The organism is Cobetia sp. BMC6 (assembly GCF_029991385.1).
Lineage (GTDB): Bacteria > Pseudomonadota > Gammaproteobacteria > Pseudomonadales > Halomonadaceae > Cobetia.
This window is the reverse complement of record NZ_JAKUMF010000010.1, coordinates 1-22874: the sequence shown is the minus strand read 5'-3', so window position 1 is coordinate 22874 and position 22874 is coordinate 1. Positions and strand designations below refer to the sequence as shown.

The following is a 22874-nucleotide window of genomic DNA, read 5'->3' as shown; positions in this document are numbered from 1 at the left end:
AAATATGGAATAACGGTGATTCTGGGGAGTTTTCGGGATGATGGGTAATCTTGTGTAACATAATGATTCCATCTGTGGTTCATAGACGTTAAATTGCCCAATTTCACGCCCTGCAGGGTGCTTTGGTCTGCGTGGCTTTCAGGGGTAAGACGATGCAGCTTTTTCCTGCACTTCGGCATGGATGTCAGCAGGGCCGCCAGCAAGGCTTCACGTTGATTGAGCTGATGATCACGCTGGCCATTCTCGTGATCACGATCACGGTTGCCGTCCCCGCCTGGCAGGGGGTGGTCGCGCGCAACGCCGTCACCGGCACGGCCGAGACGCTCGTGTCTTCCATCAACTATGCGCGTAGCGAGGCGGTGGCCAGCGGCAACGACATCACGCTCTGCCCTCTGAATGCGCAGGGTGACGCCTGCATGAATTCCACCAGCTGGAGCAATGGCTGGGCGGTGGTGCAGGGCAGTCAGGCCGAGGCCCGGGCGTCGCTGGGCGATGACCTGTTGCGCGTGTTTGATGCCGCCATCACCGTGCAGGCGGGTGTTGCCGGCGTGACTTTCGATGATCAGGGCGCGACCTCTGATTCCACCTGGTTGTTGATCTGCGATCAGTCAGGCGGGCAGGGCCATCGCCAGCTTGAATTGACTCCCATTGGACGAGTGTTGACGGAGACTTATGGCAGCGATGACCAGAGTTGCTGAGCTTGGCGTGTCCCGTGCAAGCGGTGGCCAGCAAGGTACCAGCCTGCTGGAGGCGTTGATCGCTCTGCTGTTGATGGGGCTGACATTGCTGGGGTTCGGGCTCATGCAGATGGAAAGTCTGCAGGCCAACAACGAGAGTTACGCGCGTACCGAAGCCCGTATTCTCCTGGTCAGCATGGCTGAGCGCATTCAGGCCAATCCCGATGGCGTGGATGACTACGATGGGCTTTCCACCGCGGGGGCAGGAAATCCGGGCGGTTGTCCCTGCAGTGTTGCCGAGCTAGCGGCCCGTGATGTGGCGGTGTGGGCGGACAGGCTTGAGGACAGCAGTCTGAACGCGCCAGTCGGGTCCATCGCCAGCAGCGGCAGTGACCTTCTCACCCTGACCCTCGGCTGGAGCGGTGCCGCGCAGCTCGGGCAGAACGAAGACAGCATGGACGCCGATGCTCAGGCATTGAGCGAGACCCTACAGATACGAGTGGTGCCCTGATGTCGTCGAAAGCCTCCCTCCCGCTGCGAGCCTTCGCGTCGCGCTCGCCTCGGGCGCCGCGCTCGATTCCCTCACGGCGTGCCCAGCAGGGCGTCGGCCTGGTCGAATTGATGCTGGCGCTGGTGCTGGGACTGTTCATTTCCGCCATGGCGCTGGAATACTTTCTGGCCTCGCGCTCTACCCTCAACACCACGTCTGCCGTGTCTTACCTGCAGGAGTCTGCGCGCCATGTCACACGCCGCCTGCAGCCATTGGTGCGCAATGCCGGCTTTTCCGGCTGTGCGTCGGTGAGCAGTGTCAGTGATGGTACCGGCAGCCATGCGCTGTCCGATTCTCCTCTGACGGCCGAGTCCGACACGGTGGCGGGGATTACCTACGACCGTCTGGCCTTGCAGGTACCGGCGCTGGGAGCGCAGCGCGGTTGGCAGCTCGGGGCGAGCGTCGCCCAGGGCGATACCTCGCTGACCCTTGAGGACTACACCTCCGGCACGCTGGAAACGGATAGCGTCGTGCTGCTCAGCGACTGTGAGAGCGGCGACATTGCACGCCTCTCGGGTGATGGAAACAACTCGCTCGAGCTGTCGAGCGCCGTCGAGCACGGCTATGGCGGCACCATACAGACCCAGGCGTATGTCTATCCGCTGCAGCGTTGGTACCTGTTGCTGTCACAGGCCGATGACGACTCCCCCGTTCGGCTCTGCCTGAACGGCGAGGATGTCGATGGCGATCCGGCAGCAGGGTGTGGCGAAGAAGTGGCACGATACGTCGAAGCACTGGACCTGACCTTCGATACGGCCTCCGGCAGCGGTAGCGCGAGTCGCTTTGCAGTGGAGCGCAGCGTGGCGGAAGTGGAAGCCGCGAACGACTGGAGCAGCGTCAGACGGATCCACATCCGCCTGACCCTCAAGACGCCGCCGACGATCAATGTCGAGGGAGAGGGGGGGGGGGAGTTGCAACGCACCTTCGATATCACTCTGAGCCCGAGGAATATCGGTCTATGAACCAGTCGAGTTCTCCCCGTCCGCCGCGCCAGCAAGGCATGGCATTGCTGGTCGTGCTGATCATGCTGATCGTGGTGGGCGTGATGGCGGTGACGGGCAATGAAGATACCCAGTTGCAGACCCGCATGTTGATGAATACCCAGTTCTATGACAACGCCTATGCGGAGGCCGAGAGCCTTCAGCAGCAGGCGGAGAGTCGTCTGCTCGAGGGGGAGCTGACCCTGGATGATTTCGATGGGGACGGCTTCTACGACGTGACGGCGGGGGAGGAGCTGGGCTTCGATCCTCTGCAGGCAGATGCCTGGGAGGGAGAGGGGGTCTTGAGCGGTGATGCGGCGGACAACGGCAACTATGTCATCGAGTATCTCGGAGAGACGACGGAAGGCGTGCTGAATGACGATAACCTGAGCAGCAGTCAGTTGTTGAATGCCTTTCGCATCACGGCCGCCGGTTGGAGTCTTGAGAGCGCTGGTGACCCTGATAGCAGGAAGCGTGCACTGGCAGTGGTGCAAAGCGAAATCATGATGGCCGATTGAAGGGAATCTATCGATGAAATCGAAGCACTCACCCCGCCGCAGCGGCTTGCGTCGTCTTCACCTTCCAGCCCTGATGTCAGGCGGACTGATGATGGTCACCCTGCCCGTGCTGGCAGACAGCGACACGCTACTCCAGTTGCCCACCACCCAGAGCGTCGGCGTCACCCCCAATGTCCTGCTGGTGCTGGATGACTCGGGCTCGATGTCTTTTGAAGACACTTTTGAGGGTGGAGAGTCTGAGCAGTCTTACGATCTGGTTTACAATGATTGTTGGACCAAGGGTAATCGCACGATTTGTGGAGATTATCAGCCACTGGACTTGGATAATAAGTTCTTTTGTGCGGAAGAGAATAAGCAGGCCTACGACCCGGATCAGACTTATCTTCCCTGGAAAAAAGGCAAGTCTGAAGAACGTTATGACAACATGGATCCTACTGCTGCATGGATTGACTTCAGTAAAGGAAGTTCATGGGATAATGTGGTTGATTTGACCGATCCGAAACTTAACTTTCGTTACTATACTGGGCAGGGGTGCAAAAGCAATACGAAAGTCATGATATCTAGCCCAACTCTTTCTAAGGAAGAAAAAGTTAACTATGCAAATTGGTTTACTTACTATCGTAATCGACTAAGCGTAGGTAAAGCCGCGAGTTTGGAGCTATTGTCTGGTACCGATTATCGCACTGGTTATTTGACTATAAATCCGCGATCTGGGTCAGAAAAAGTTATTGTTGATGATATAGTCGATAAAATTGTTGAGTTAGTGACCAATGTTTTAGGAGTTGTGGTCGAGTTAGTGACTACAAGTGATAGCGGTAACAAGCATCTAGAAGAGGTCCAAAAGGCTATAGTAGATACGGAGATAAGTGACAGTTCGAGCTATCGTGGGACACCCTTGCGGGAAGCACTTTACCATGCAGGTGAATACTATAAGGGAAATTATCCAACCTTAGGTAACTCTCCTATTCTCTCTAATGACGAGGGAGGGATGTGCCAACAGAATTTCACAGTGTTGGTTACAGATGGTTTTTGGAACTCAGGCAGTACAGCCTTATCATCTGAGCTCGAAGATACTATAGGCGATGCTAATAAAGATGGTAGGTCATGGTATAACCTGGTTTATTCTTGGTTCTCCTATAAGTATGTTGAGGCTGGTAGCACTACCTTGGCAGATGTGGCCTATTATTATGCTAATAATGATTTGCTTCCTGATTTTGGGAGCGGCACCTATGAAAATCAAATAATGACGACCTACACTGTCGCATTTGGAGTTGATTCAGACAGTGATGAATGGAGTGATAAAAAGCGTGTTCTGGAGAGCAGCTCCAGCACCATCGATGACCTGGAACAGGCCGCCATCGATGGCGGCGGCTCCTACTTCAATGCCTCCAGCCCGACGGACCTCGTCTCGGCGCTGGCGGCAATCGCCTCCGAGATCGTCGCGGTCGGCAACAGTGTCAGTGGTCTCTCCACCAACCTGACGACGGCCAGTGTCGAGACGGACAGCCGACTGGTCGAGAGCCGCTATTCCGCCTCGACCTGGACGGGAGACGTGGTGGCCTCGTCGGTCCAGGAGGGCAAGGAGGTCGAGGACGACGACCAAGTCTGGAGTGCTGCCACCCAGCTGAGTGAGGCATTGGAGGGTGAGAATGGCCTTGAATCGCGTACGGTCTTCACCATGTCCGGCGGCAATGGAGTCGAGTTCACGACCGACAACGTGGGTCGCTTGAGCTCCAGCCAGCGCAACGATCTCGCGCGCATGGAGGTCGGTGGCAACTCCACCGATGACCATGTGAAGGCGGCGATCGAGTGGTTGCGGGGCAGCGATGAATACGAAGGTGATGGTCTGCGTAATCGCACTGGCGTCCAGCTGGGAGACATCATCGGCTCATCGCCTGTCGTCGTGACTCGTGACGACTCGACGACACAGGGCAGTGTTTTCGTCGGGGCCAACGACGGCATGCTGCATGCCTTCGACCTCGAGACCGGCAACGAGCAGTTTGCCTACATTCCGGAGCTGCTCTACAGCGAGGAGGACGACGCAGGGCTGGGGTATCTGACGGATCCGGGCTATCAGCATCGCTACTACGTCGACGGTGAACTGCGTCTGGCCAGCCTGAATGGTGAGGAGTGGCTGGTATCCGGTCTCGCTGGCGGTGGACGCGGCCTGTTCGCACTGAATGTCACCAAGGCCGTGGCAGGCGAAGACTTCGACGAAGATGATGTGGTGCGCTGGGAGTTCGGTGCCAGCGACGATGATGACATGGGGCATGTCTACGGCAGCGCGCATATCGTGTCACTGAACAACGGTGATAGTGCGGTGCTGGTCGGCAATGGGCTGGAAACGGCCGATGAGAACGCTGCGCCGACGTTGTTCGCGCTGGAGCTTGATGGCGTCAACGCCGGCGGCGTGATCGCCAAGCTGTCCCCCAGCGGGGTGACCGGCGGACTGGCGAACCTGCAGGTCGCGGACCTCGACAGCAATGGCACCGTCGATTTCGCCTATGGCGGAGACCTGCAGGGGCGACTGTGGAAGTTTGACCTCAGTGACGACGACAGCAGCAAGTGGAGTGTCACGCGCCTGTTCACGGCCTGTGCTACCAGCCTGACTGGCGGGGAGTGCCAGACGGATGCGTTGCAACCGATCACGGTCAAGCCGACGCTGAGCCGTTACTCCGGAGGCACGCAGACCATGTCTTCGCCCAACCTGCTGGTGTCCTTCGGAACCGGGCAGGACATGTACGCTGATGCCGAGGACGAAGCCTGGGTCACCCAGAGCCTCTACACCGTGCTGGATGCCGGCGGCAGTCATACCAGCCTGACGCGCAGTGACCTTGAGGCACGCAACTTCGTCAGCGGCAGTTACACCAACGGCGAGCTGACAGGCCGGACCCTTGGCGGCGACAGCTTTGCCTACTATCCCAGCCAGCTCGAGGATCAAGACACGGATCGCTTCGGCTGGTATCTGGATCTGGATGCCTCCGAGCAGGAAGAGCTGGTCGAGCCGGCCAATCTGCTCTCCAACCTGGTGGTCTTCTCCACCAGCACGTCCAGTACCGGAACCAACTTCTGTGAAAGTACCGGCGGTGGGTGGCTGGTCGCGCTGGATACCGAGACAGGCCTGCCGACCTATGACGATAGCGAAGGCAGCTATGTGACCATCTTCGATTTCAATCAGGATGAGGCCTTCAGCGCCGATGACCTGGTCGGCACTCTCGTTGATGACACCGTCGCCGTCGGCAATGTCATCGTCAGCGTCAAGTTGAGCGGCACACCGACGTCCAGTGTCAGTGTCGGCGATACGGTCTACGTGGGCACCAGTTCGCTGGGCAGCGAGGAGGGCGGTGTCTCGTCCTATGATCTCAACGTATCCAGCTCGACGGACACCGGCCGTGTCTCCTGGTATCAACTGCGCTGAGCCCGCCTCGTACATCAGGCCAGGATGACACGCTGCGCCGCCACGCCTTCCCCCGGGTGGCGGCGCCTTGCCTTTCAGCAAGGTCTACTTCCTTCAGGCAGGCTTGCCCGGAGTCTTTTAGCCGAGTCTTGCGCCTTGGTCTTTCACTCAAGTCCTTCGTCTTAGCCTTTCACCCAAGTCCTTCATTCACGTTCTTCAAGGAAGCACTTCATGGCCAGTCTTCTCTCTTCCCGTTCGCGTCTGTCTCGGCGCCGGTACGCTTCAGGCTTCACCCTGACGGAGATCATGATCGTGATCGTCATCGTCGGCATTCTCGCGGCGATCGCCTACCCGAGCTATCAGGATCAGGTAATCCGCTCGCGTCGTGCCGATGGGCAGGCGGCACTGATGTCATTGGCCCAGGCCCAGGAGCGCTACATGGCGCGTTGCGGTGGCTACGCGACCAGCATCGCCGGCGACAGTGATTGTGATGAGGAAGGGCTGGGACGTGCCACCGAGTCGCCGGAAGGCTATTACACCCTGAGCCTGGAGGATGGCGCCACGACGACCCGCTTCACGCTCATCGCGACCGCGGTGGCGCCTCAGAGTGCCGATGCCGACTGCCCCGCGCTGACTCTTACCAATACCGGTGTCCGCGACACGACCGGCGATGGTGATTGCTGGTAGCCGTGAAGCGCTCGGCTATGGCCAATGCTGGAGACTCGGCGCAATGCTGGATTGCCTGCGGCTCGCTTGCACCACCTTGCGGGCGGCGTATTCTTGATCCCTTTCCCGGGCTGATGGCAGGAGCGAACAGGCGTGAATGACTTTGTGGTGGTAGGCGGTGGCGTGATCGGCATGCTGACTGCGCTGGAGCTGGCAGATGGCGGGGCCGAGGTCACGCTGGTCGAGCGAGGCCAGTGTGGGCGTGAGGCGTCATGGGCGGGCGGGGGTATCGTCTCGCCGTTGTATCCGTGGCGTTATAGCGCGCCGATCTCGCGCCTGTCTGCCTGGTCGGAAGGCTTCTATCCCACGCTGGCCGAGCGCCTGATCGAGACTACCGGTATCGACCCCGAATATCGCCAGCAGGGTCTGCTGTACCTGAATGTCGAGGATGCCGAGCAGGCACTGGCCTGGTCCCGGGAATATGCCAAGCCGCTGACGCGCGTGGACGCCGACTTCGTCTATGACAAGGCTCCGGCGGTCGCGTCCGGTTGCGAGTCGGCGCTGTGGATGCCGACGCTGGGCAGTATCCGCAATCCGCGTCTGGGCAAGTCACTGCGTGCCGCGCTCGACGCTCACCCGCGCGTGCGCCTGCTGGAGAATGTCGCGGTGCAGGGCATTCTGCTGCAGGACGACACCGCCATCGGCGTACAGACCGCCAATTCGGTGCTGTCTGCCGGACAGGTCGTGGTCTGCGGTGGTGCCTGGAGTCGAGAGATTCTGAGTGAGGCGGGGCTTGCGCTGCCGGTGCGGCCGGTACGCGGCCAGATGGTGCTGTTCAAGGCGCCCAAGGGGCTGGTGGAGCGCGTGGTACTCAAGAATGGGCGCTATGTGATACCGCGGGGCGATGGTCGCATCGTGGCCGGCTCGACGCTGGAGGAGGTCGGTTTCGACAAGGCGACCACCCTTGAGGCACGCGAGTCACTGATCAAGAGCGCCTGCGAGATCATCCCCGCGCTGGCGCAGTGTGAGGTCGAGCACCACTGGGCGGGACTGCGCCCCGGTTCGCCGACCGGCACGCCCTTCATCGGTGCCGTGCCTGAACGCCGCCACCTGCACGTCAATGCCGGCCATTACCGCAACGGGCTGGTACTGGCGCCGGCCTCGACCCGCCTGCTGGCGGATCAACTGCTCGGGCGTACACCGATCATCGACCCAGCCTCCTATCAGCCCGAGGCCCTGCTGGCCGAGATCGCTGCGCTGGATACATCATCAGATGCCGTCGAGACCCGCTGGGCCTGAGGGATTGTGTGTTGTCGTTCGCCAGCGAGCATCTCGTCTCGGTGGCGAATCATTTGCGCGGTCCTTCGTCGAGGAAGTGCTGCTGGTGTTCCTGGCAGCAGAAATGCAGCGCCTCATGGCGGATGGCGTCATTTTCCGGCAGATGCAGATCGCAGTAGGCGCAGCGCACCATGTTCTGCGCTTCGCGCTCGGCAGGTTGGCCGTCATTGTGGCTGTCCTGACTCAGCTTCCATTGGCGATACATGCGGTAAAGGCGCAGGCCGGCCCAGAACAGGGCGACGAAAACCAGCAGACGGATGATCAACAGGCTCATTCCTATATGACTCCCAGATGAGGCGGCGCGCGTGGCTTTTGCCAGCGGCGCGACCTTGCGGGACAATGGCGGCCAACATGATGACAGGTGGGCCGGTGCACGGCTCAGTGATCTGAGCCAGATGTCTGGCCACAGTGTACTGGCCCCTTATCGAACCGCCAATCGAGAGATCCTTACCGCATGCAAGATCTGACTCTGGTGATGGCCCAGCTCGACCCGCTGGTCGGTGATATTCCCGGCAACACTGCGCGTGCCATCGAATCGGTGCGTGAAGCGAGTCTTGAGCACAAGGCCGATGTCGTAGTGCTGCCCGAGTTGTGTCTGACCGGCTACCCGCCGGAAGACCTGCTGCTGCGCGAGTCCATGGAATCCCGCCTCGAGGAGGCGCGCGCCCAGATGGCGAAGAAAGTCGCGCCGGGCGTGATGGTCATCGTCGGCTACCCCGGCATGCGTGACGGCAAGCGCTATAACCTGGCCGGCGTGCTCAAGGATGGTGAGTGGATCGCCGAGTATGCCAAGCAGGCCTTGCCCAACTATCAGGTCTTCGATGAGCAGCGCTACTTCACGCCGGGCACCGAGCCGTGTGTGGTCGAGTGCCGCGGCGCCCGTCTGGGCATCGTCATCTGTGAAGACCTGTGGGACGGCACGCCGGTCCGTCAGGCGCGGGATGCCGGTGCCGAGATTCTCGTCAGCCTCAACGCCTCGCCCTATCACCTGGAGAAGCCGGCCGAGCGCAATCAGCTGTTCGCCGAGCGGGCAGCCGAGGTCAATTGCCCGCTGGTCTACGTCAACCAGATCGGCGGTCAGGATGAGCTGGTCTTCGACGGGGGCTCTGCCGCCATCGATGCCGACGGCAAGACCTGCGTGCAGGCGCCGTGGTGGGATGTCGGCCTGATGCCGGTGCAGTTCCTCAAGAAGGAAGGTGGCAGCTGGGCGCCGCAGAGCGGCGAGATCGCCGAGCTGCTGTCGCCGGAAGAGTCACTCTACTGTGCACTGGTCACCGGGCTGCGTGACTACGTCAACAAGAGTGGCTTCAAGGGTGTGGTGCTGGGGCTTTCCGGGGGCATCGATTCCGGCCTGTCGCTGGCCATCGCCGTTGATGCACTGGGCGCGGACCGCGTGCACGCCGTGATGATGCCGTATCACTACACTGCGGTCATCTCCAAGGAAGACGCCGCCGAGCAGGCCAAGCTGCTGGGTGTGAATTACGAGGTGATGCCCATCGCGCCGATGGTCGAGGCCTTCACCGAGACCCTGGCGGAGAGCTTCGCCGGCAGCGAGCGCGACACCACCGAGGAGAATCTGCAGTCGCGGTGCCGTGGCGTGCTGTTGATGGCCATCTCCAACAAGAAGGGCCTGATGGTGCTGACCACCGGCAACAAGAGCGAGATGGCGGTGGGTTACGCCACGCTCTACGGCGATATGGTCGGCGGCTACAACGCGCTAAAGGATGTCTACAAGAGCTGGGTGTTCCGTCTCGCCAACTGGCGCAACACCATGGGCCCGGCGATCCCGGAGCGCGTCATCACGCGCCCGCCGTCCGCCGAGCTCGCCGAAGACCAGCTCGACAGCGATTCGCTGCCGGACTACGACACCCTGGATGCGATTCTCACCCACTACATCGAGGGTGACATGAGTGCCGAGGCGATCATCCGCTCAGGCTTCGAGGAAGAGGATGTCTATCGCGTGGTGCGTCTGGTCGACCGTACCGAGTACAAGCGTCGTCAGGCACCGGTCGGCGTGCGTGTCACGCCGCGGGGCTTCGGGCGTGATCGTCGCTACCCGATCGTCAATGGCTGGGTGGCTGGCGAATGACGGATTGCGGATTCTTTTCGCAAGACGCTGAAAGCGCCTGAATTCGACGATTCTGGCCATGCTGGCAGCACGAAAAAGCCCGTGATCGATGATCACGGGCTTTTCGATGGTGTTGCCTGCCAGTCGTCAGACCGTCAGGTCGTCAGCCTTCACGTAACGCGGCTCGAAGGTACGGCCATCCAGACGTTCATTGTCCGGATCATTCTGGATCAGCACCTTGAGCGTCTCGCTGGCACGGTCACGCAGACCGAGGCCCAGATAGCCCTCGACCATCACGGCCAGCGCGTCGCGGGTGGCAGGAGTGTTAGGGTAGTGCTCAATGACCCACTCACCACGCTTCACGGCAGCCAGATAGGCCTGCTTGCGCAGGTAGAAATCGGCTGTCTGCAGCTCGCCGCGTGCCAGTACGTTGCGCAGATAGATGATGCGCTGACGGGAATCTGCCGCGTAGGTGCTGTTGGGGAAACGACGTACCAGCTCACCGAAGTCGACGTAGGCATCGCGTGTCGCGCCCAGGTCACGCTTGGAAATATCGATCAGATCGAGGGATTCCAGGCTGAAACGGCCCGCGCTGTACGCTGCCAGTCCACGCATGTAGTAGGCATAATCGACCTGCGGGTGATCGGGGTGCAGGCGAATGAAACGGCTGGCCGCGGCGCGTGCCGCCTCCCAGTTGTCGACCTGGTAATAGGCGTAGATCAGCTCCAGCTGCGACTGTTCGGCGTAGCTGCCGAACGGGAAGCGAGTATCCAGGGCTTCAAGTTGTTGCACAGCGGAGTTGAAGCGGCTGGTATCCAGAGAAACCTGGGCCTGACGATACAGGTCCTGCTCCTGAAGATCCGGTGCCGGCTCGTTGGACGCACAGCCAGCCAGCAAGGTGCTGGCCAGGGCGAGGGCAGTCAAGGGAAGGGCGCGCATCGGTTTCCTCATCTCGGGCAATCCATGGCGGGCATGCTAGAATCCGCCGATCCGCACTCACTATAAAGCAAAGGCCCTTTCGTGCGAAACGGCCTCAGAGAGCAATATGGCAGACACCATCAACCGCGAAGAGCGGATCCCGGAGGCGATGATTGGCATGCGCCTTGATCAGGCCTGCGCCGAGATCTTCTCCGACTATTCCCGCGAGCGTCTCAAGCACTGGATCAAGACCGGTGCGCTGACCCTCGACGGTGCCGCCGTAAAACCTCGCGAGAAGGTCTATGGCGGTGAACGTCTGGCCCTGACCGCCGAGCTTGAAGAAGAAGTCAGCCACGAGCCGGAAGATATCGAGCTCGAGATCGTCTATGAAGATGACGACGTGCTGGTCATCAACAAGGAGCATGGCATGGTCGTGCACCCGGGCGCGGGTAACCACGATGGCACGCTGCTCAACGCCATCCTGCATCATTGTCCGGGCAATTCCATGATGCCGCGTGCCGGTATCGTGCATCGTCTCGACAAGGACACCAGCGGACTGATGGTGGTGGCCAAGTCATTGACCGCCCAGGCGGACCTGGTCGAGCAGCTGCAGGCCCGTACCGTGTCACGCGAGTACGATGCCGTCGTCACGGGCGTGTTGACCTCCGGTGCTACCGTGGATGCGCCCATCGGGCGTCACCCCAAGGACCGCAAGCGTCAGGCCGTTACCCACAGTGGCAAGCCGGCGGTCACCCACTTCCGCGTGGTGGAACGTTTCCGGGGCCACACCCATATCCGCTGCAAGCTGGAAACCGGGCGTACCCACCAGATTCGCGTGCACATGGCGCACCAGCGCTATCCGCTGGTTGGAGACCCGGTCTACGGCGGGCGTCTGAAGCTGCCGCCGGGGGCCAGTGACCCGCTCAAGGAGCTGCTGCGCCAGTTCCCGCGTCAGGCACTGCATGCCCGCCGTCTCGCCTTCATCCACCCGATCACGGGCAAGGAAGTCGAATTCCGCGCCGAGATGCCGGGTGACATGCTGGTGCTGATCGACTATCTCAAGGAAGACATCGCTCGCTGAGGCGGCAGGCTCGCGCGACACGCCGCACAAGGAGAGGTTATGCACGACGAGAGTCTACGCCCGACCCTGATACTGCCGGACTGGCCCGCGCCGAGCCCGGTGCAGGCCTTCGTGACCACGCGTGAGAGCGGCCCCAGCCAGGGGCCGTATGCCGGCTTCAATCCGGCGCTGCATGTGGGGGATGACCCGGCGATGGTGGCGCAGGTGCGTGAGCTTCTCGCGGCGGAGGTCGATGACGGCCGTCCGCTGGCGTGGCTGGATCAGGTGCACGGCACTCAGGTGGTGGATGCCTTCGATGTCTGCCATGCCGAGGGCCGGCCGGATGCGCCGCCACGGGCGGATGCCTGCATCAGTACCGGCACCGGGCAGGCCTGTGTGGTGATGACGGCGGACTGCCTGCCGGTGCTGTTCTGTGATCGGCAGGGCACGCGTGTCGGCGTGGCACATGCGGGTTGGCGCGGGCTGGTCGCAGGCGTGCTGGAAGCTACCATCGAGCGTCTCGGCGATGACCCCGGCGAGCTGATGGCCTGGCTGGGGCCGGCGATCTCCAATGCGCAGTTCGAGGTCGGCCCCGAGGTGCATGATGCCTTCATCGCGGACCTGCCTGAGGCCGATGATGCCTTCGAGGCCAGTCCCTACCGGCTTGGTCACTACATGTGCGACCTCTACAAGCTGGCACGTCTGCGTCTCGAGCGTGCCGGAGTCGGTCATGTCAGTGGTGGCCACTTCTGCACCGCCTCGGAGTCGCGTTTCTACTCCCACCGGCGTGATGATGGCGTGACCGGGCGCCTCGCCACGGTGATCTGGCTGCGCTGAGGCGCCGAGCAGAAATCACTGTCCAGGGGCCTGGTCTGCGCATTCCACAAGCTCGACATTCAGTACCCACAAACGCCCCGTTGACCTGATGTCCCAGGTTGGCGGGGCGTTTCTGTGTGTGGCAAAGGTGATGGCCGGCGGGGCGGGAAACTGACCTGGATCAGGCAAATGGCACAACATGCTGCAGTGCGGCGAATCCTGCCTTGAAAGCCGTGCGCCAGTCCCCATCTTGAGAGTCAGATACGAAAAGTTACAGGCGAAGCTCCTGAGAAAAGGAGTACCGCCATGACTCTCAGGAGACAGCACCATGCGCATCGACAAACTGACCAGCAAGCTGCAGAACGCTCTGGCGGATGCCCAGTCGCTCGCCGTCGGGCGAGGCCACAATGAAATTCACCCGCAGCATCTGCTGCTGGCCCTGCTTGAAGACCGCGATGGCGGTCTCAAGGCACTGGTCAACAAGGCGGGCGGCGATGCCACCAGTCTGATGAGTGGTCTCAAGCGCCAGCTGGATGACCTGCCGACCGTGTCCCAGTTCGACGGCAATGTCGCGCCCTCGCAGGCCCTCGGCAAGCTTCTGAATCTGGCCGATCGCGAAGCGCAGAAGCGCGGCGATCAATACATCGCCTCCGAGCTCGCGCTGTTGGCCGCGCTGGAGCTGGGCGGTGATCTCGGCAAGCTGTTCACCTCCTCGGGCATCAAGAAGCCCGCCCTGACCTCCGCCATCGATGCACTGCGCGGTGGCGAAGCCGTGGGCGATGCCGATGCCGAGAACAATCGCGAAGCGCTCAACAAGTACACCCTGGATCTCACCGAACGCGCACGGGATGGCAAGCTCGATCCGGTGATCGGGCGTGACGAGGAAATTCGTCGCACGATCCAGGTGCTGCAGCGCCGCACCAAGAACAACCCGGTATTGATCGGTGAACCTGGTGTCGGCAAGACCGCCATCGTCGAGGGGCTGGCCAGCCGTATCGTCAATGGCGAGGTGCCGGAAGGTCTCAAGAACAAGCGCGTGCTGTCTCTCGACATGGGCTCGTTGCTGGCGGGGGCCAAGTTCCGCGGCGAATTCGAGGAGCGCCTCAAGTCGGTGCTGAAGGAGCTGGCGCAGGAAGAAGGCCAGGTCATCCTGTTCATCGACGAGCTGCACACCATGGTCGGCGCGGGCAAGGCCGAAGGCGCGATGGACGCCGGCAACATGCTCAAGCCGGCGCTGGCGCGCGGCGAGCTGCACTGTGTCGGTGCCACCACGCTTGACGAGTATCGCCAGTACATCGAGAAGGATGCCGCACTCGAGCGCCGCTTCCAGAAGGTGCAGGTCGACCAGCCCAGCGAGGAAGACACCATCGCCATCCTGCGTGGCCTGAAGGAGCGCTACGAGGTACACCACGGGGTCGACATCACCGACAGCGCCATCATCGCCGCTGCACGCCTGTCCTCGCGTTACATCACGGACCGCCAGCTGCCGGACAAGGCGATCGATCTGATCGATGAAGCCGCGTCACGCATCCGCATGGAGCTGGATTCCAAGCCGGAGGAGATGGACCGTCTCGATCGCCGCCTGATCCAGCTCAAGATGGAGCGGGAAGCGCTCAAGAAGGAGACCGACGAGGCGGCGCTCAAGCGCCTCGGCGCGCTTGAGGACCAGATCTCGGAGCTGGAGCGTGAATACGCCGACCTCGATGAAGTCTGGAAGGCCGAGAAGTCCAGCATCCAGGGCGCGGCCCAGTTCAAGGCGGAGCTGGAACAGGCGCGTATCGATCTGGAGCAGGCGCGTCGTGCCGGCGACCTCAGCCGTATGTCGGAACTGCAATACGGCGTGATCCCGGGGCTCGAGAAGCAGATCAGCGAAGCCGGCGAAGGCGAGGCGGATACCTCTGCTCACGTGCTGCTGCGCTCCAATGTCACTGAGGAAGAGATTGCTGAGGTCGTCTCGCGCTGGACCGGCATCCCGGTCGCCAAGATGCTCGAAGGCGAGCGTGACAAGCTGCTGCGCATGGAAGAGGCGCTGCACGAGAAGGTGATCGGTCAGGACGAGGCGGTGATCGCGGTGTCCAATGCGGTGCGTCGCTCACGCGCGGGGCTGTCGGATCCGAATCGTCCCAACGGCTCTTTCCTGTTCCTTGGCCCGACCGGCGTCGGCAAGACGGAGCTCTGCAAGTCACTGGCCAGCTTCCTGTTCGACACCGAAGAGGCGATGGTGCGCATCGACATGTCCGAGTTCATGGAGAAGCACTCCGTGGCTCGTTTGATCGGCGCGCCTCCCGGCTATGTCGGGTATGAAGAGGGCGGCTATCTGACCGAGGCCGTGCGCCGCAAGCCATACTCCGTGCTGCTGCTCGACGAGGTCGAGAAGGCACACCCGGATGTCTTCAACATCCTGCTGCAGGTGCTGGAAGATGGCCGTCTGACCGATGGCCAGGGGCGTACCGTCGATTTCCGCAACACCGTGATCGTGATGACCTCCAACCTGGGCTCGGAAATGATCCAGCGCATGAGCGGCCTCAATGGCGAGCTGGCGGAAGACGATGGCAGTACGGAAAGTGCCGACGAGCGTGCCGAGCGCAAGGCGGCCTTCCAGTACGACGACATGAAGACGGCGGTGATGGAAGTCGTCGGCAATCACTTCCGACCGGAGCTGATCAACCGCATCGACGAAGTGGTCGTGTTCCACGCGCTGGGGCAGGCGCAGATTGCTTCCATCGCGGGCATCCAGCTTGAACGTCTCAAGGCGCGTCTGGCCGATCGCGATCTCGGCTTCGATATCACCGATGCCGCGATGGCGCTGCTGGCCAAGGCAGGCTTCGATCCGGTCTATGGCGCTCGTCCGCTCAAGCGCGCCATCCAGAGTCGTATCGAGAACCCGCTGGCCCAGGCGCTGCTGGGTGGCGACTTCGTGCCCGGTGATGTGATCCGTGTCGACGAAGAGGGCGGGGAACTGACCTTCACGCGCTGAAACGTGTGCCCGTGAGCGCCGCCCCACCGTGACGAAAACGCCCTTCCGCTTGCGGAGGGGCGTTTTCGTGTCTGCCGTCCGAACGCAAATAGACAACCCAGCGTGAGGTAGGCTGAAATTCACGAAGCAGAAAATTGCGATTTTATGGCTGTTGGTGAGGTTTTGCGCACGCTTATGGCCGGATTCGTTGTTACCGGTGTGGCATTTGGCGCAGGCGGCGCACACTGGCGTAAGGTTGAGTTGACAGCCACTTGCGGCTGTTGGACTCTTGACCATTCCTGATTGCGGGCGCGGCCATTCGGGCGACCCTCGAAGCGCCGCGTGAAGGACAGACGCTGAGTCGCTGTCCGCCTGTCAAAGGATACGCCGGTCCGGGTACGCCAACCGTACCGACCGGCCATCAGCCCCGACCGCATCCAACCGATGCGACAAGAGTGCAGGCCCTAACCGGGCCGCAGACGCCAGGGTTTGGCATCAGGTGCCGCAATTTCTGCGGTAGCGACATTCAGGTCGCACTCGATCCGGCTTGCGCATTGCCGCCGGACGCACTCGAGACCTCCAGGGGAGAATAACCAAGTGGAATTGCTTTCCGGCGCTGACATGATCGCCCGCGCCCTGCACGACGAGGGCGTGGAATATATTTACGGCTACCCCGGTGGAGCGGCGCTGCATATCTATGACGCCCTGTTCCGCCAGGACAAGGTCCAGCACATTCTGGTCCGTCACGAGCAGGCCGCGACCCACGCCGCCGATGGTTACGCGCGCGCCTCCGGCAAGCCGGGTGTGGTGCTGGTCACCTCAGGCCCGGGCGCGACCAATGCCGTCACCGGTATCGCCACGGCCTACATGGACTCGATTCCCATGGTCGTGCTGTGTGGCCAGGTCGCCAGTCACCTGATCGGTGAAGACGCCTTCCAGGAAACCGACATCGTCGGTGTGACTCGCCCGATCGTGAAGCACAGCTTCTCGATCAAGCATCCGAGCGAGATTCCCGAGGTGATCAAGAAGGCCTTCTATCTGGCTTCCAGTGGTCGCCCGGGGCCGGTCGTCATCGATATCCCGAAGGACATGACCGCCCCGACCGAACGCTATGAGTACAGCTACCCCAAAAAGGTACGCATGCGCTCCTATAGCCCGGTCACCCGCGGCCACAGTGGTCAGATCAAGAAAGCCGTCGAATTGATGCTCAAGGCACGTCGCCCGCTGTTCTTCACCGGTGGTGGCGTGGTGTCCGGGCGTGCCAGCGAAGCGCTGACTGATCTGGTACGCCGCCTCAACTTCCCGATCACCACTTCGCTGATGGGCATCGGTGCCTACCCGCAGGGGGATCGGCAGTGCCTGGGCTGGCCCGGCATGCACGGCTCCTACGAGTCGAACAATGCCATGCACCACGCCGATCTGATCATCTGCATCGGTGCGCGCTTCGATGACCGCGTGACCAACAACACCTCGAAGTTCTGCCCGACGGCCAAGATCATCCACGTCGACATCGACCCGAGCTCGGTCTCCAAGACCGTGCGCGCCGATGTGCCGATCGTCGGTCCGGCCGATGCCGTGATCAACGAGATGATCAGCCTGGTGCAGGGCCGTGAGCTGGCCAATCCTGACGCACTGGAGGCCTGGTGGTCCCAGATCGATGGCTGGCGTGCCGAGCGTGAAGGCAAGCTGTATGAGCCGTCCGCCCCGGGCGAGCCGCTCAAGCCGCAGCAGGTGGTGGAAGCCGTGCACCGTGCGACGCGTGGCGAAGCCTTCGTCGCCACTGATGTCGGTCAGCACCAGATGTTCGCCGCCCAGTACTACAAGTTCCAGCGCCCCAACCGCTGGATCACCTCCGGTGGTCTGGGCACCATGGGCTTCGGCTTCCCGGCGGCCATGGGCATCAAGATGTCCTACCCGGAAGACGATGTGGTGCTGTTCACCGGTGAAGGCAGCTTCCAGATGATGATGCAGGAGTTCTCGACCTGTAAGCAGTACGGGATCGGGGTCAAGATCATCAACCTCAACAACCAGTCGCTGGGCATGGTGCGTCAGTGGCAGGACCTGAACTACAAGTCCCGTCACTCGCATTCCTATATGGAGTCGCTGCCTGACTTCGTGCAGCTGGCCGGCGCCTATGGCTTCCGGGCCATCAAGGTGCACACGGTGGAGGAGCTCGAGCCTGCGCTGGAAGACGCCTTCCGCAACAAGGACGAGCTGGTGTTCCTCGACATCTATGTCGACCCGCGTGAACACGTCTATCCGATGCAGGTGCCTCTCGGCTCCATGCGTGACATGCTGCTTACGAAGACGGAGCGGACCTGATGCGCCATATCATCTCCATTCTGATGGAAAACGAACCGGGCGCGCTGTCACGGGTCGTCGGCCTGTTTTCACAGCGCAACTTCAACATCGAGACCCTCAACGTGGCCCCGACCGAAGACGCGACCCTGTCCCGTCTGACCGTCACCACGGTCGGCGAGGATCGCGTCATCGAGCAGATCACCAAGCACCTCAACAAGCTGGTGGATGTGGTCAAGCTGGTGGATCTCACCGAGGGTAGCCACATCGAGCGCGAGCTGATGCTGGTCAAGGTCAAGGCGTTGGGTGCCCAGCGTGACGAGATCAAGCGCACGGCGGACATCTTCCGTGCCCAGATCGTCGACATCACGCCGAGCCTCTACACCATCCAGATCACCGGCGACGGTGGCAAGCTGGATGCCTTCCTGGCGGCGATGCAGCCGGTAGGCGTGCTGGAAGTGGCGCGTACCGGTGTCTCCGGCATTGCCCGCGGTGAGAAGGTATTGAGCCTGTAAGACGGTGGTGGTGGAAACGCAAGTCAAGAACGGCGCCCCTCGGGGCGCCGTTTTCGTTGCTGCGCCATTTTCGTTGGCTCGCTACCAGGTATCAGTCAGCGGGGCGCTGCGGCGAGCCGGGCAGTTGCTCCCACAATGCGCGCACCAGCGGGTGACGCAGGCGTTTTTCCTGTACGCACAGGCCGACCTTGTAGGGGGTCAGCGGCGGATCGACATCGAGAATGCGCACCTGATCGGCCAGCGGCGAATTGTCGAGCACGATCTGTGGCACCACGCCGATCCCGAAGCCTAGCCCGACCATGCTGACGATGGCCTCGTTGCCGGCGACCTGGGCATATAGGCGAGGCTTGATGCCACGCTCATGGCACCAGGCATCGAAGCGCTCACGCGCCAGGCCGGTCTCCGACAAGATCATCGGCACGCGGGTCCAGTCGATGTGGTCATCACTCGCCGCCGAATCGTCCGCCTCGTCGATGCCTTCCAGCTGATGGCCGGGGCCATCACGGCGCGGGGCAATGAAGCGCAGCGGCGACTCGGCGAAGTCGGTGAAGGCTAGTCGGGAAGGCAGCACGTCGGGGCGCGCGGCGATCGCCAGGTCCTCGTGGCCCATCAGGACGCGTTCCAATGCCACGGCGGGGTCGCCGGTATGCAGCTTGAGCTCTACATGCGGATGGCGGGCACGGAAGGTGGCCAGAATCTCATACAGGAAGCTGTAGCTGGCTGTCACCGAGCAATACAGGGAGAGCTCGCCGCGCAGTTCATCGCTGTCTTCCAGCAGTGACTGGCGAATGTCATCCCATTGACTCAGGAGTTCGCGAGCATGACGACGGAAGCGTTCACCCGCCGGTGTCAGCGCGACGCTGCGGTTGTCGCGCTCGAACAGGCTGACGCCCAGCTCTTCTTCCATGGCCCGGATGGCCCGTGACAGTGCAGAGGCGCTCAGGTGGCAGGCTGTGCTGGCGCGCCCGAAATGCAGCGTTTCGGCGAGGGTCAGGAATTGCTTGAGTTGGCGATTGTCCATGCCGGAGTCCGCTGTCGGTGAGTGCTGAAGGGAGAAATGGCTTGTGTTGCGTATTGCGGCATATGATGGTGCAAATATAGCATTTTACGCAATGCTTGGGTGCAGGTAAGGTGGACTCATCGCCGCGCAGGAGGAGGACGGCAGACCTTGATTCAAGGCGCACGACCTCCCGGGGACGCAGAGCGGCCGAGACAGATGGCCGTCGGCGCTGGACACTGTCATACGCCTTTCCCTCGCGGGAAGGGTCGCAAGAACAACAGACACTCTTTCAAGATCTCACGCCATCCCGCTGACGGGGTGAGCCGCCAGGAGCAATGACGATGAAACTCTATTACGACAAGGATTGTGACCTCTCCCTCATCCAGGGCAAGAAAGTGGTCATCCTCGGTTATGGTTCCCAGGGCCACGCCCACGCGAACAACCTGAAGGAATCCGGCGTCGACGTCACCGTAGCCCTGCGTCGCTCTTCCTCCAGCTGGGCCAAGGCCGAAGCGGCTGGCCTGAAGGTTGCTGAAGTCGAGGAAGCGGTCAAGGCTGCCGACCTGGTCATGATTCTGGCGCCGGACGAGAACCAGAAGGCCATCTACGAGAACCAGGTGGAACCGAACCTGAAGCAGGGCGCGACCCTGGCCTTCGCTCACGGCTTCAACGTCCACTACAACCAGGTCGTGCCGCGTGCTGACCTCGACGTCATCATGATCGCGCCGAAGGCACCGGGTCACACCGTGCGTTCCGAGTTCGTGAAGGGCGGCGGTATCCCGGACCTGATCGCCATCCACCAGGATGCGACTGGCCAGGCCAAGGACATCGCACTGTCCTACGCGGCAGGCGTCGGCGGCGGCCGTACCGGCATCATCGAGACCACCTTCAAGGACGAGACCGAAACCGATCTGTTTGGCGAGCAGGCTGTCCTGTGTGGTGGCGCGGTCGAGCTGGTCAAGATGGGCTTCGAGACCCTGACCGAAGCGGGCTACGCGCCGGAAATGGCCTACTTCGAGTGCCTGCACGAGCTCAAGCTGATCGTCGACCTGATGTACGAAGGCGGCATCGCCAACATGAACTACTCCATCTCCAACAACGCGGAGTATGGCGAGTATGTGACCGGCACCGAAGTCATCAACGAGCAGTCCCGTGTCGCCATGCGCAATGCGCTCAAGCGCATCCAGAGCGGTGAATACGCCAAGATGTTCATCCAGGAAGGCAACACCAACTACCCGTCCATGACGGCCCGTCGTCGCCAGAACGCCGAGCATCCGATCGAGCAGACTGGTGAGAAGCTGCGCGGCATGATGCCGTGGATCACTGCCAACCAGCTGGTCGACAAGTCACGCAACTGATCCTGACTATTGGATCCGGCGTGAAATGAGCGGGGCGCTCTCCATCAGGAGGGCGCCCCGCTTGCGTTGTTGCTCTATAAGCGCTATCGAATGGGGGAGGGAAGTGACAGTCGACGGTGAGGCCGCTAGGGTGTCACCACTATTCGCGCTCACTGGCAGGTGTAGAATGTGGTTACCCTGCCACGACGAGGCATGATGCAAGGAATCCCATGACTGACGAAAATCGACATCCCGGCGCAGACGAAGTCCCCGAAGCACAGACACGCCGCAGCAGTTCAGTGCTGGACAAGGTAGTGGAGGAGTTCACCGACGACAGCGAAGTCGTGGAAGAAGCCATCGAGGACGGCAAGCCCGTTCGTCGGCGTGGCATCTATCTGCTGCCCAACCTGTTCACCACCTCCGCGCTGTTCTCCGGCTTCTTCGCTGTGGTGTGCGCGCTGAACGGGGAGTTTGCCAACGCCTCCATCGCCATCTTCGTCTCGATGGTGCTCGACGGCCTGGACGGTCGTGTGGCGCGCCTGACCAACACCCAGAGCGCCTTCGGTGCCGAGTACGACAGCCTCGCGGACATGCTGTCCTTCGGCGTGGCGCCGGCGCTGGTCACCTTCAGCTGGATTCTGCAGGATGTCGGCAAGATCGGCTGGATCGCCGCCTTCGTCTACGTGGCAGGCGCTGCACTGCGTCTGGCGCGCTTCAATGTCCAGATCGGCTCCACCGACAAGAAGTGGTTCATCGGTCTGCCGAGTCCGGCAGCGGCGGCACTCGTGGCCGGCTGCGTATGGACCATGCACAACTTCGACGCCGAGACCTTCGCCTTCAAGTCGCTGATGGTCTTCGTGGTCGCGGCTGCCGGTATCCTGATGGTGTCGAACATCCGCTACTACAGCTTCAAGGAAATCGACCTCAAGGGGCCGGTGCCCTTCGTGGCGCTGCTCGCCATCGTGCTGGCCTTCGTGGTCATCTCGCTGGAGCCGTCCGTGATGCTGCTGGGCCTGTTCGGTTGCTATGTCGCCAGTGGCCCGATCATGGCGCTGGGGCGCAAGCTGCGCGGCAACAAGTAAGCGTCAGCTGCCAGCAGTGTGATGATCGATATTCGGCCCCGCCATTCTTGGCGGGGCCGAATGCGTTGCTGGCCAAGGGAAGATGTCAGCAAGCAAAAACGAGGCAAGAGCAAGAAGATGAAGAGAGACAAGATCGAGGAGAGAAGAGAAGGGCTGAGCGGAGATGTCATCTGCATGTCCCGAGAATGACAATCTCTTGAAAAAGCCCTTGCCCTCACGGCGGTTCGTGCGTAAAGTACGCATCCGCTGCCGGGGACGCATGGCGTTACCAGCGGTGAAAGAGGTTTGCAGGTGATTGTTTTGCTTGATGTTTTTGAAGCACGCTTCGAAATCATCGATTGACAATCCCGGGCGATTCGCTAGAATGCGCCGCACTCCTTACGGGACAGGTGATCGGGCAACGCTCCTCACCGCTTGATGATGCTTAGAGGCAGTCGATTGACTCATCATCAAGTGCTTGACTTCTCAAGCGTTCCGGGTAGAATGTGCCTCCTCGCTTCACAGCGATGCTCTTTAAAAATTTGATCAGGTAATTCGTGTGAGCGCTTGCTGATGAGTGGTGACAAGGTCGCCAAATATCGGAGCAAGCCTCTCACGAGAAGTTTGACTCTGAACCAAGTTTGGTCTGCTTAACAGACTATCAAGCTTTCAACTGAAGAGTTTGATCATGGCTCAGATTGAACGCTGGCGGCAGGCTT

Annotated in this window: 19 protein-coding genes; 15 read left to right on the top strand and 4 right to left on the bottom strand. The window is 61.4% G+C overall.

Annotated elements, in window-relative coordinates:
- The first annotated feature begins 152 nt into the window (after positions 1-152).
- From MKZ40_RS14675 to thiO, 7 genes are all read left to right on the top strand, one after another.
- A complete protein-coding gene (locus MKZ40_RS14675; protein ID WP_175090345.1) occupies positions 153-698 on the top strand; it encodes a GspH/FimT family pseudopilin in 546 nt (181 codons plus the stop codon).
- Positions 682-1188 carry a hypothetical protein gene (locus MKZ40_RS14670; RefSeq protein ID WP_153636659.1) on the top strand — a complete coding sequence of 169 codons (507 nt, stop codon included), beginning with the start codon at positions 682-684 and terminating at the stop codon, positions 1186-1188. Before MKZ40_RS14675 ends, MKZ40_RS14670 begins: the two co-directional genes overlap by 17 nt.
- A complete protein-coding gene (locus MKZ40_RS14665; protein WP_175090346.1) occupies positions 1188-2189 on the top strand; it encodes a hypothetical protein in 1002 nt (333 codons plus the stop codon). Before MKZ40_RS14670 ends, MKZ40_RS14665 begins: the two co-directional genes overlap by 1 nt.
- The gene (locus tag MKZ40_RS14660) at positions 2186-2725 is read left to right on the top strand and encodes a hypothetical protein (protein ID WP_175090347.1); all 540 of its coding nucleotides are present in this window, start codon (positions 2186-2188) and stop codon (positions 2723-2725) included. The genes MKZ40_RS14665 and MKZ40_RS14660 overlap by 4 nt, the downstream gene beginning before the upstream one ends.
- A 1243-nt stretch (positions 2726-3968) precedes the next feature.
- A complete protein-coding gene (locus MKZ40_RS14655) occupies positions 3969-6143 on the top strand; it encodes a PilC/PilY family type IV pilus protein (RefSeq protein ID WP_175090348.1) in 2175 nt (724 codons plus the stop codon).
- 210 nt (positions 6144-6353) lie between these two features.
- A complete protein-coding gene (locus MKZ40_RS14650) occupies positions 6354-6809 on the top strand; it encodes a type IV pilin protein (RefSeq protein ID WP_153636655.1) in 456 nt (151 codons plus the stop codon).
- 132 nt (positions 6810-6941) lie between these two features.
- On the top strand, positions 6942-8087 hold the full coding sequence (gene thiO / locus MKZ40_RS14645; protein WP_175090349.1) for a glycine oxidase ThiO: 1146 nt from the start codon (positions 6942-6944) through the stop codon (positions 8085-8087).
- A gap of 49 nt (positions 8088-8136) precedes the next feature.
- On the opposite strand, the gene MKZ40_RS14640 is transcribed toward thiO, so the two are convergent.
- Positions 8137-8400, bottom strand: coding sequence for a PP0621 family protein (locus MKZ40_RS14640; RefSeq protein WP_166020093.1), 264 nt, complete (start codon positions 8398-8400; stop codon positions 8137-8139).
- A 180-nt stretch (positions 8401-8580) separates the two neighbouring features.
- Here MKZ40_RS14640 and MKZ40_RS14635 point away from each other — a divergent pair, with 180 nt between their 5' ends.
- Positions 8581-10215 (top strand): NAD+ synthase, encoded by a 1635-nt coding sequence (locus MKZ40_RS14635; RefSeq protein WP_175090350.1) that lies wholly within the window; start codon positions 8581-8583, stop codon positions 10213-10215.
- A gap of 126 nt (positions 10216-10341) precedes the next feature.
- On the opposite strand, the gene MKZ40_RS14630 is transcribed toward MKZ40_RS14635, so the two are convergent.
- Positions 10342-11133, bottom strand: coding sequence for an outer membrane protein assembly factor BamD (locus MKZ40_RS14630; RefSeq protein ID WP_107335861.1), 792 nt, complete (start codon positions 11131-11133; stop codon positions 10342-10344).
- 106 nt (positions 11134-11239) lie between these two features.
- Between MKZ40_RS14630 and rluD the strand changes: the two genes are divergently transcribed.
- The 5 genes from rluD (at position 11240) to ilvN (ending at position 18757) form a co-directional block, all read left to right on the top strand.
- Entirely contained in the window at positions 11240-12193 is a 954-nt protein-coding gene (rluD, locus tag MKZ40_RS14625; RefSeq protein WP_054556942.1) for a 23S rRNA pseudouridine(1911/1915/1917) synthase RluD, read from the top strand.
- A gap of 39 nt (positions 12194-12232) precedes the next feature.
- Positions 12233-13009: a peptidoglycan editing factor PgeF gene (pgeF, locus tag MKZ40_RS14620; RefSeq protein WP_175090351.1), complete on the top strand. Its 777-nt coding sequence runs from the start codon at positions 12233-12235 to the stop codon at positions 13007-13009.
- Between the two features lie 307 nt (positions 13010-13316).
- Positions 13317-15965, top strand: coding sequence for an ATP-dependent chaperone ClpB (gene clpB, locus MKZ40_RS14615; protein WP_175090352.1), 2649 nt, complete (start codon positions 13317-13319; stop codon positions 15963-15965).
- A gap of 576 nt (positions 15966-16541) precedes the next feature.
- Entirely contained in the window at positions 16542-18266 is a 1725-nt protein-coding gene (locus tag MKZ40_RS14610) for an acetolactate synthase 3 large subunit (protein ID WP_175090353.1), read from the top strand.
- The gene (gene ilvN, locus MKZ40_RS14605; protein ID WP_043337227.1) at positions 18266-18757 is read left to right on the top strand and encodes an acetolactate synthase small subunit; all 492 of its coding nucleotides are present in this window, start codon (positions 18266-18268) and stop codon (positions 18755-18757) included. The genes MKZ40_RS14610 and ilvN overlap by 1 nt, the downstream gene beginning before the upstream one ends.
- A 91-nt stretch (positions 18758-18848) precedes the next feature.
- On the opposite strand, the gene ilvY is transcribed toward ilvN, so the two are convergent.
- Positions 18849-19778: an HTH-type transcriptional activator IlvY gene (ilvY, locus tag MKZ40_RS14600; protein ID WP_175090354.1), complete on the bottom strand. Its 930-nt coding sequence runs from the start codon at positions 19776-19778 to the stop codon at positions 18849-18851.
- A 320-nt stretch (positions 19779-20098) separates the two neighbouring features.
- Here ilvY and ilvC point away from each other — a divergent pair, with 320 nt between their 5' ends.
- Complete coding sequence (gene ilvC, locus MKZ40_RS14595) at positions 20099-21115, top strand: ketol-acid reductoisomerase (RefSeq protein ID WP_043337232.1); 1017 nt, start codon at positions 20099-20101, stop codon at positions 21113-21115.
- A gap of 209 nt (positions 21116-21324) precedes the next feature.
- Complete coding sequence (pssA, locus tag MKZ40_RS14590) at positions 21325-22176, top strand: CDP-diacylglycerol--serine O-phosphatidyltransferase (protein ID WP_175090355.1); 852 nt, start codon at positions 21325-21327, stop codon at positions 22174-22176.
- 3 nt (positions 22177-22179) lie between these two features.
- Here pssA and MKZ40_RS14585 read toward each other — a convergent pair whose 3' ends face one another.
- Positions 22180-22521 carry a hypothetical protein gene (locus MKZ40_RS14585; protein WP_282627960.1) on the bottom strand — a complete coding sequence of 114 codons (342 nt, stop codon included), beginning with the start codon at positions 22519-22521 and terminating at the stop codon, positions 22180-22182.
- Positions 22522-22874 lie beyond the last annotated feature (353 nt).

Coding starts and splice junctions, on each gene's coding strand:
- MKZ40_RS14675 (WP_175090345.1), top strand. CDS start 153: ATGCAGCTTTTTCCTGCACTTCGGCATGGATGTCAGCAGGGCCGCCAG.
- MKZ40_RS14670 (WP_153636659.1), top strand. CDS start 682: ATGACCAGAGTTGCTGAGCTTGGCGTGTCCCGTGCAAGCGGTGGCCAG.
- MKZ40_RS14665 (WP_175090346.1), top strand. CDS start 1,188: ATGTCGTCGAAAGCCTCCCTCCCGCTGCGAGCCTTCGCGTCGCGCTCG.
- MKZ40_RS14660 (WP_175090347.1), top strand. CDS start 2,186: ATGAACCAGTCGAGTTCTCCCCGTCCGCCGCGCCAGCAAGGCATGGCA.
- MKZ40_RS14655 (WP_175090348.1), top strand. CDS start 3,969: ATGACGACCTACACTGTCGCATTTGGAGTTGATTCAGACAGTGATGAA.
- MKZ40_RS14650 (WP_153636655.1), top strand. CDS start 6,354: ATGGCCAGTCTTCTCTCTTCCCGTTCGCGTCTGTCTCGGCGCCGGTAC.
- MKZ40_RS14640 (WP_166020093.1), bottom strand. CDS start 8,400: ATGAGCCTGTTGATCATCCGTCTGCTGGTTTTCGTCGCCCTGTTCTGG.
- MKZ40_RS14635 (WP_175090350.1), top strand. CDS start 8,581: ATGCAAGATCTGACTCTGGTGATGGCCCAGCTCGACCCGCTGGTCGGT.
- MKZ40_RS14630 (WP_107335861.1), bottom strand. CDS start 11,133: ATGCGCGCCCTTCCCTTGACTGCCCTCGCCCTGGCCAGCACCTTGCTG.
- rluD (WP_054556942.1), top strand. CDS start 11,240: ATGGCAGACACCATCAACCGCGAAGAGCGGATCCCGGAGGCGATGATT.
- pgeF (WP_175090351.1), top strand. CDS start 12,233: ATGCACGACGAGAGTCTACGCCCGACCCTGATACTGCCGGACTGGCCC.
- clpB (WP_175090352.1), top strand. CDS start 13,317: ATGCGCATCGACAAACTGACCAGCAAGCTGCAGAACGCTCTGGCGGAT.
- ilvN (WP_043337227.1), top strand. CDS start 18,266: ATGCGCCATATCATCTCCATTCTGATGGAAAACGAACCGGGCGCGCTG.
- ilvY (WP_175090354.1), bottom strand. CDS start 19,778: ATGGACAATCGCCAACTCAAGCAATTCCTGACCCTCGCCGAAACGCTG.
- ilvC (WP_043337232.1), top strand. CDS start 20,099: ATGAAACTCTATTACGACAAGGATTGTGACCTCTCCCTCATCCAGGGC.
- pssA (WP_175090355.1), top strand. CDS start 21,325: ATGACTGACGAAAATCGACATCCCGGCGCAGACGAAGTCCCCGAAGCA.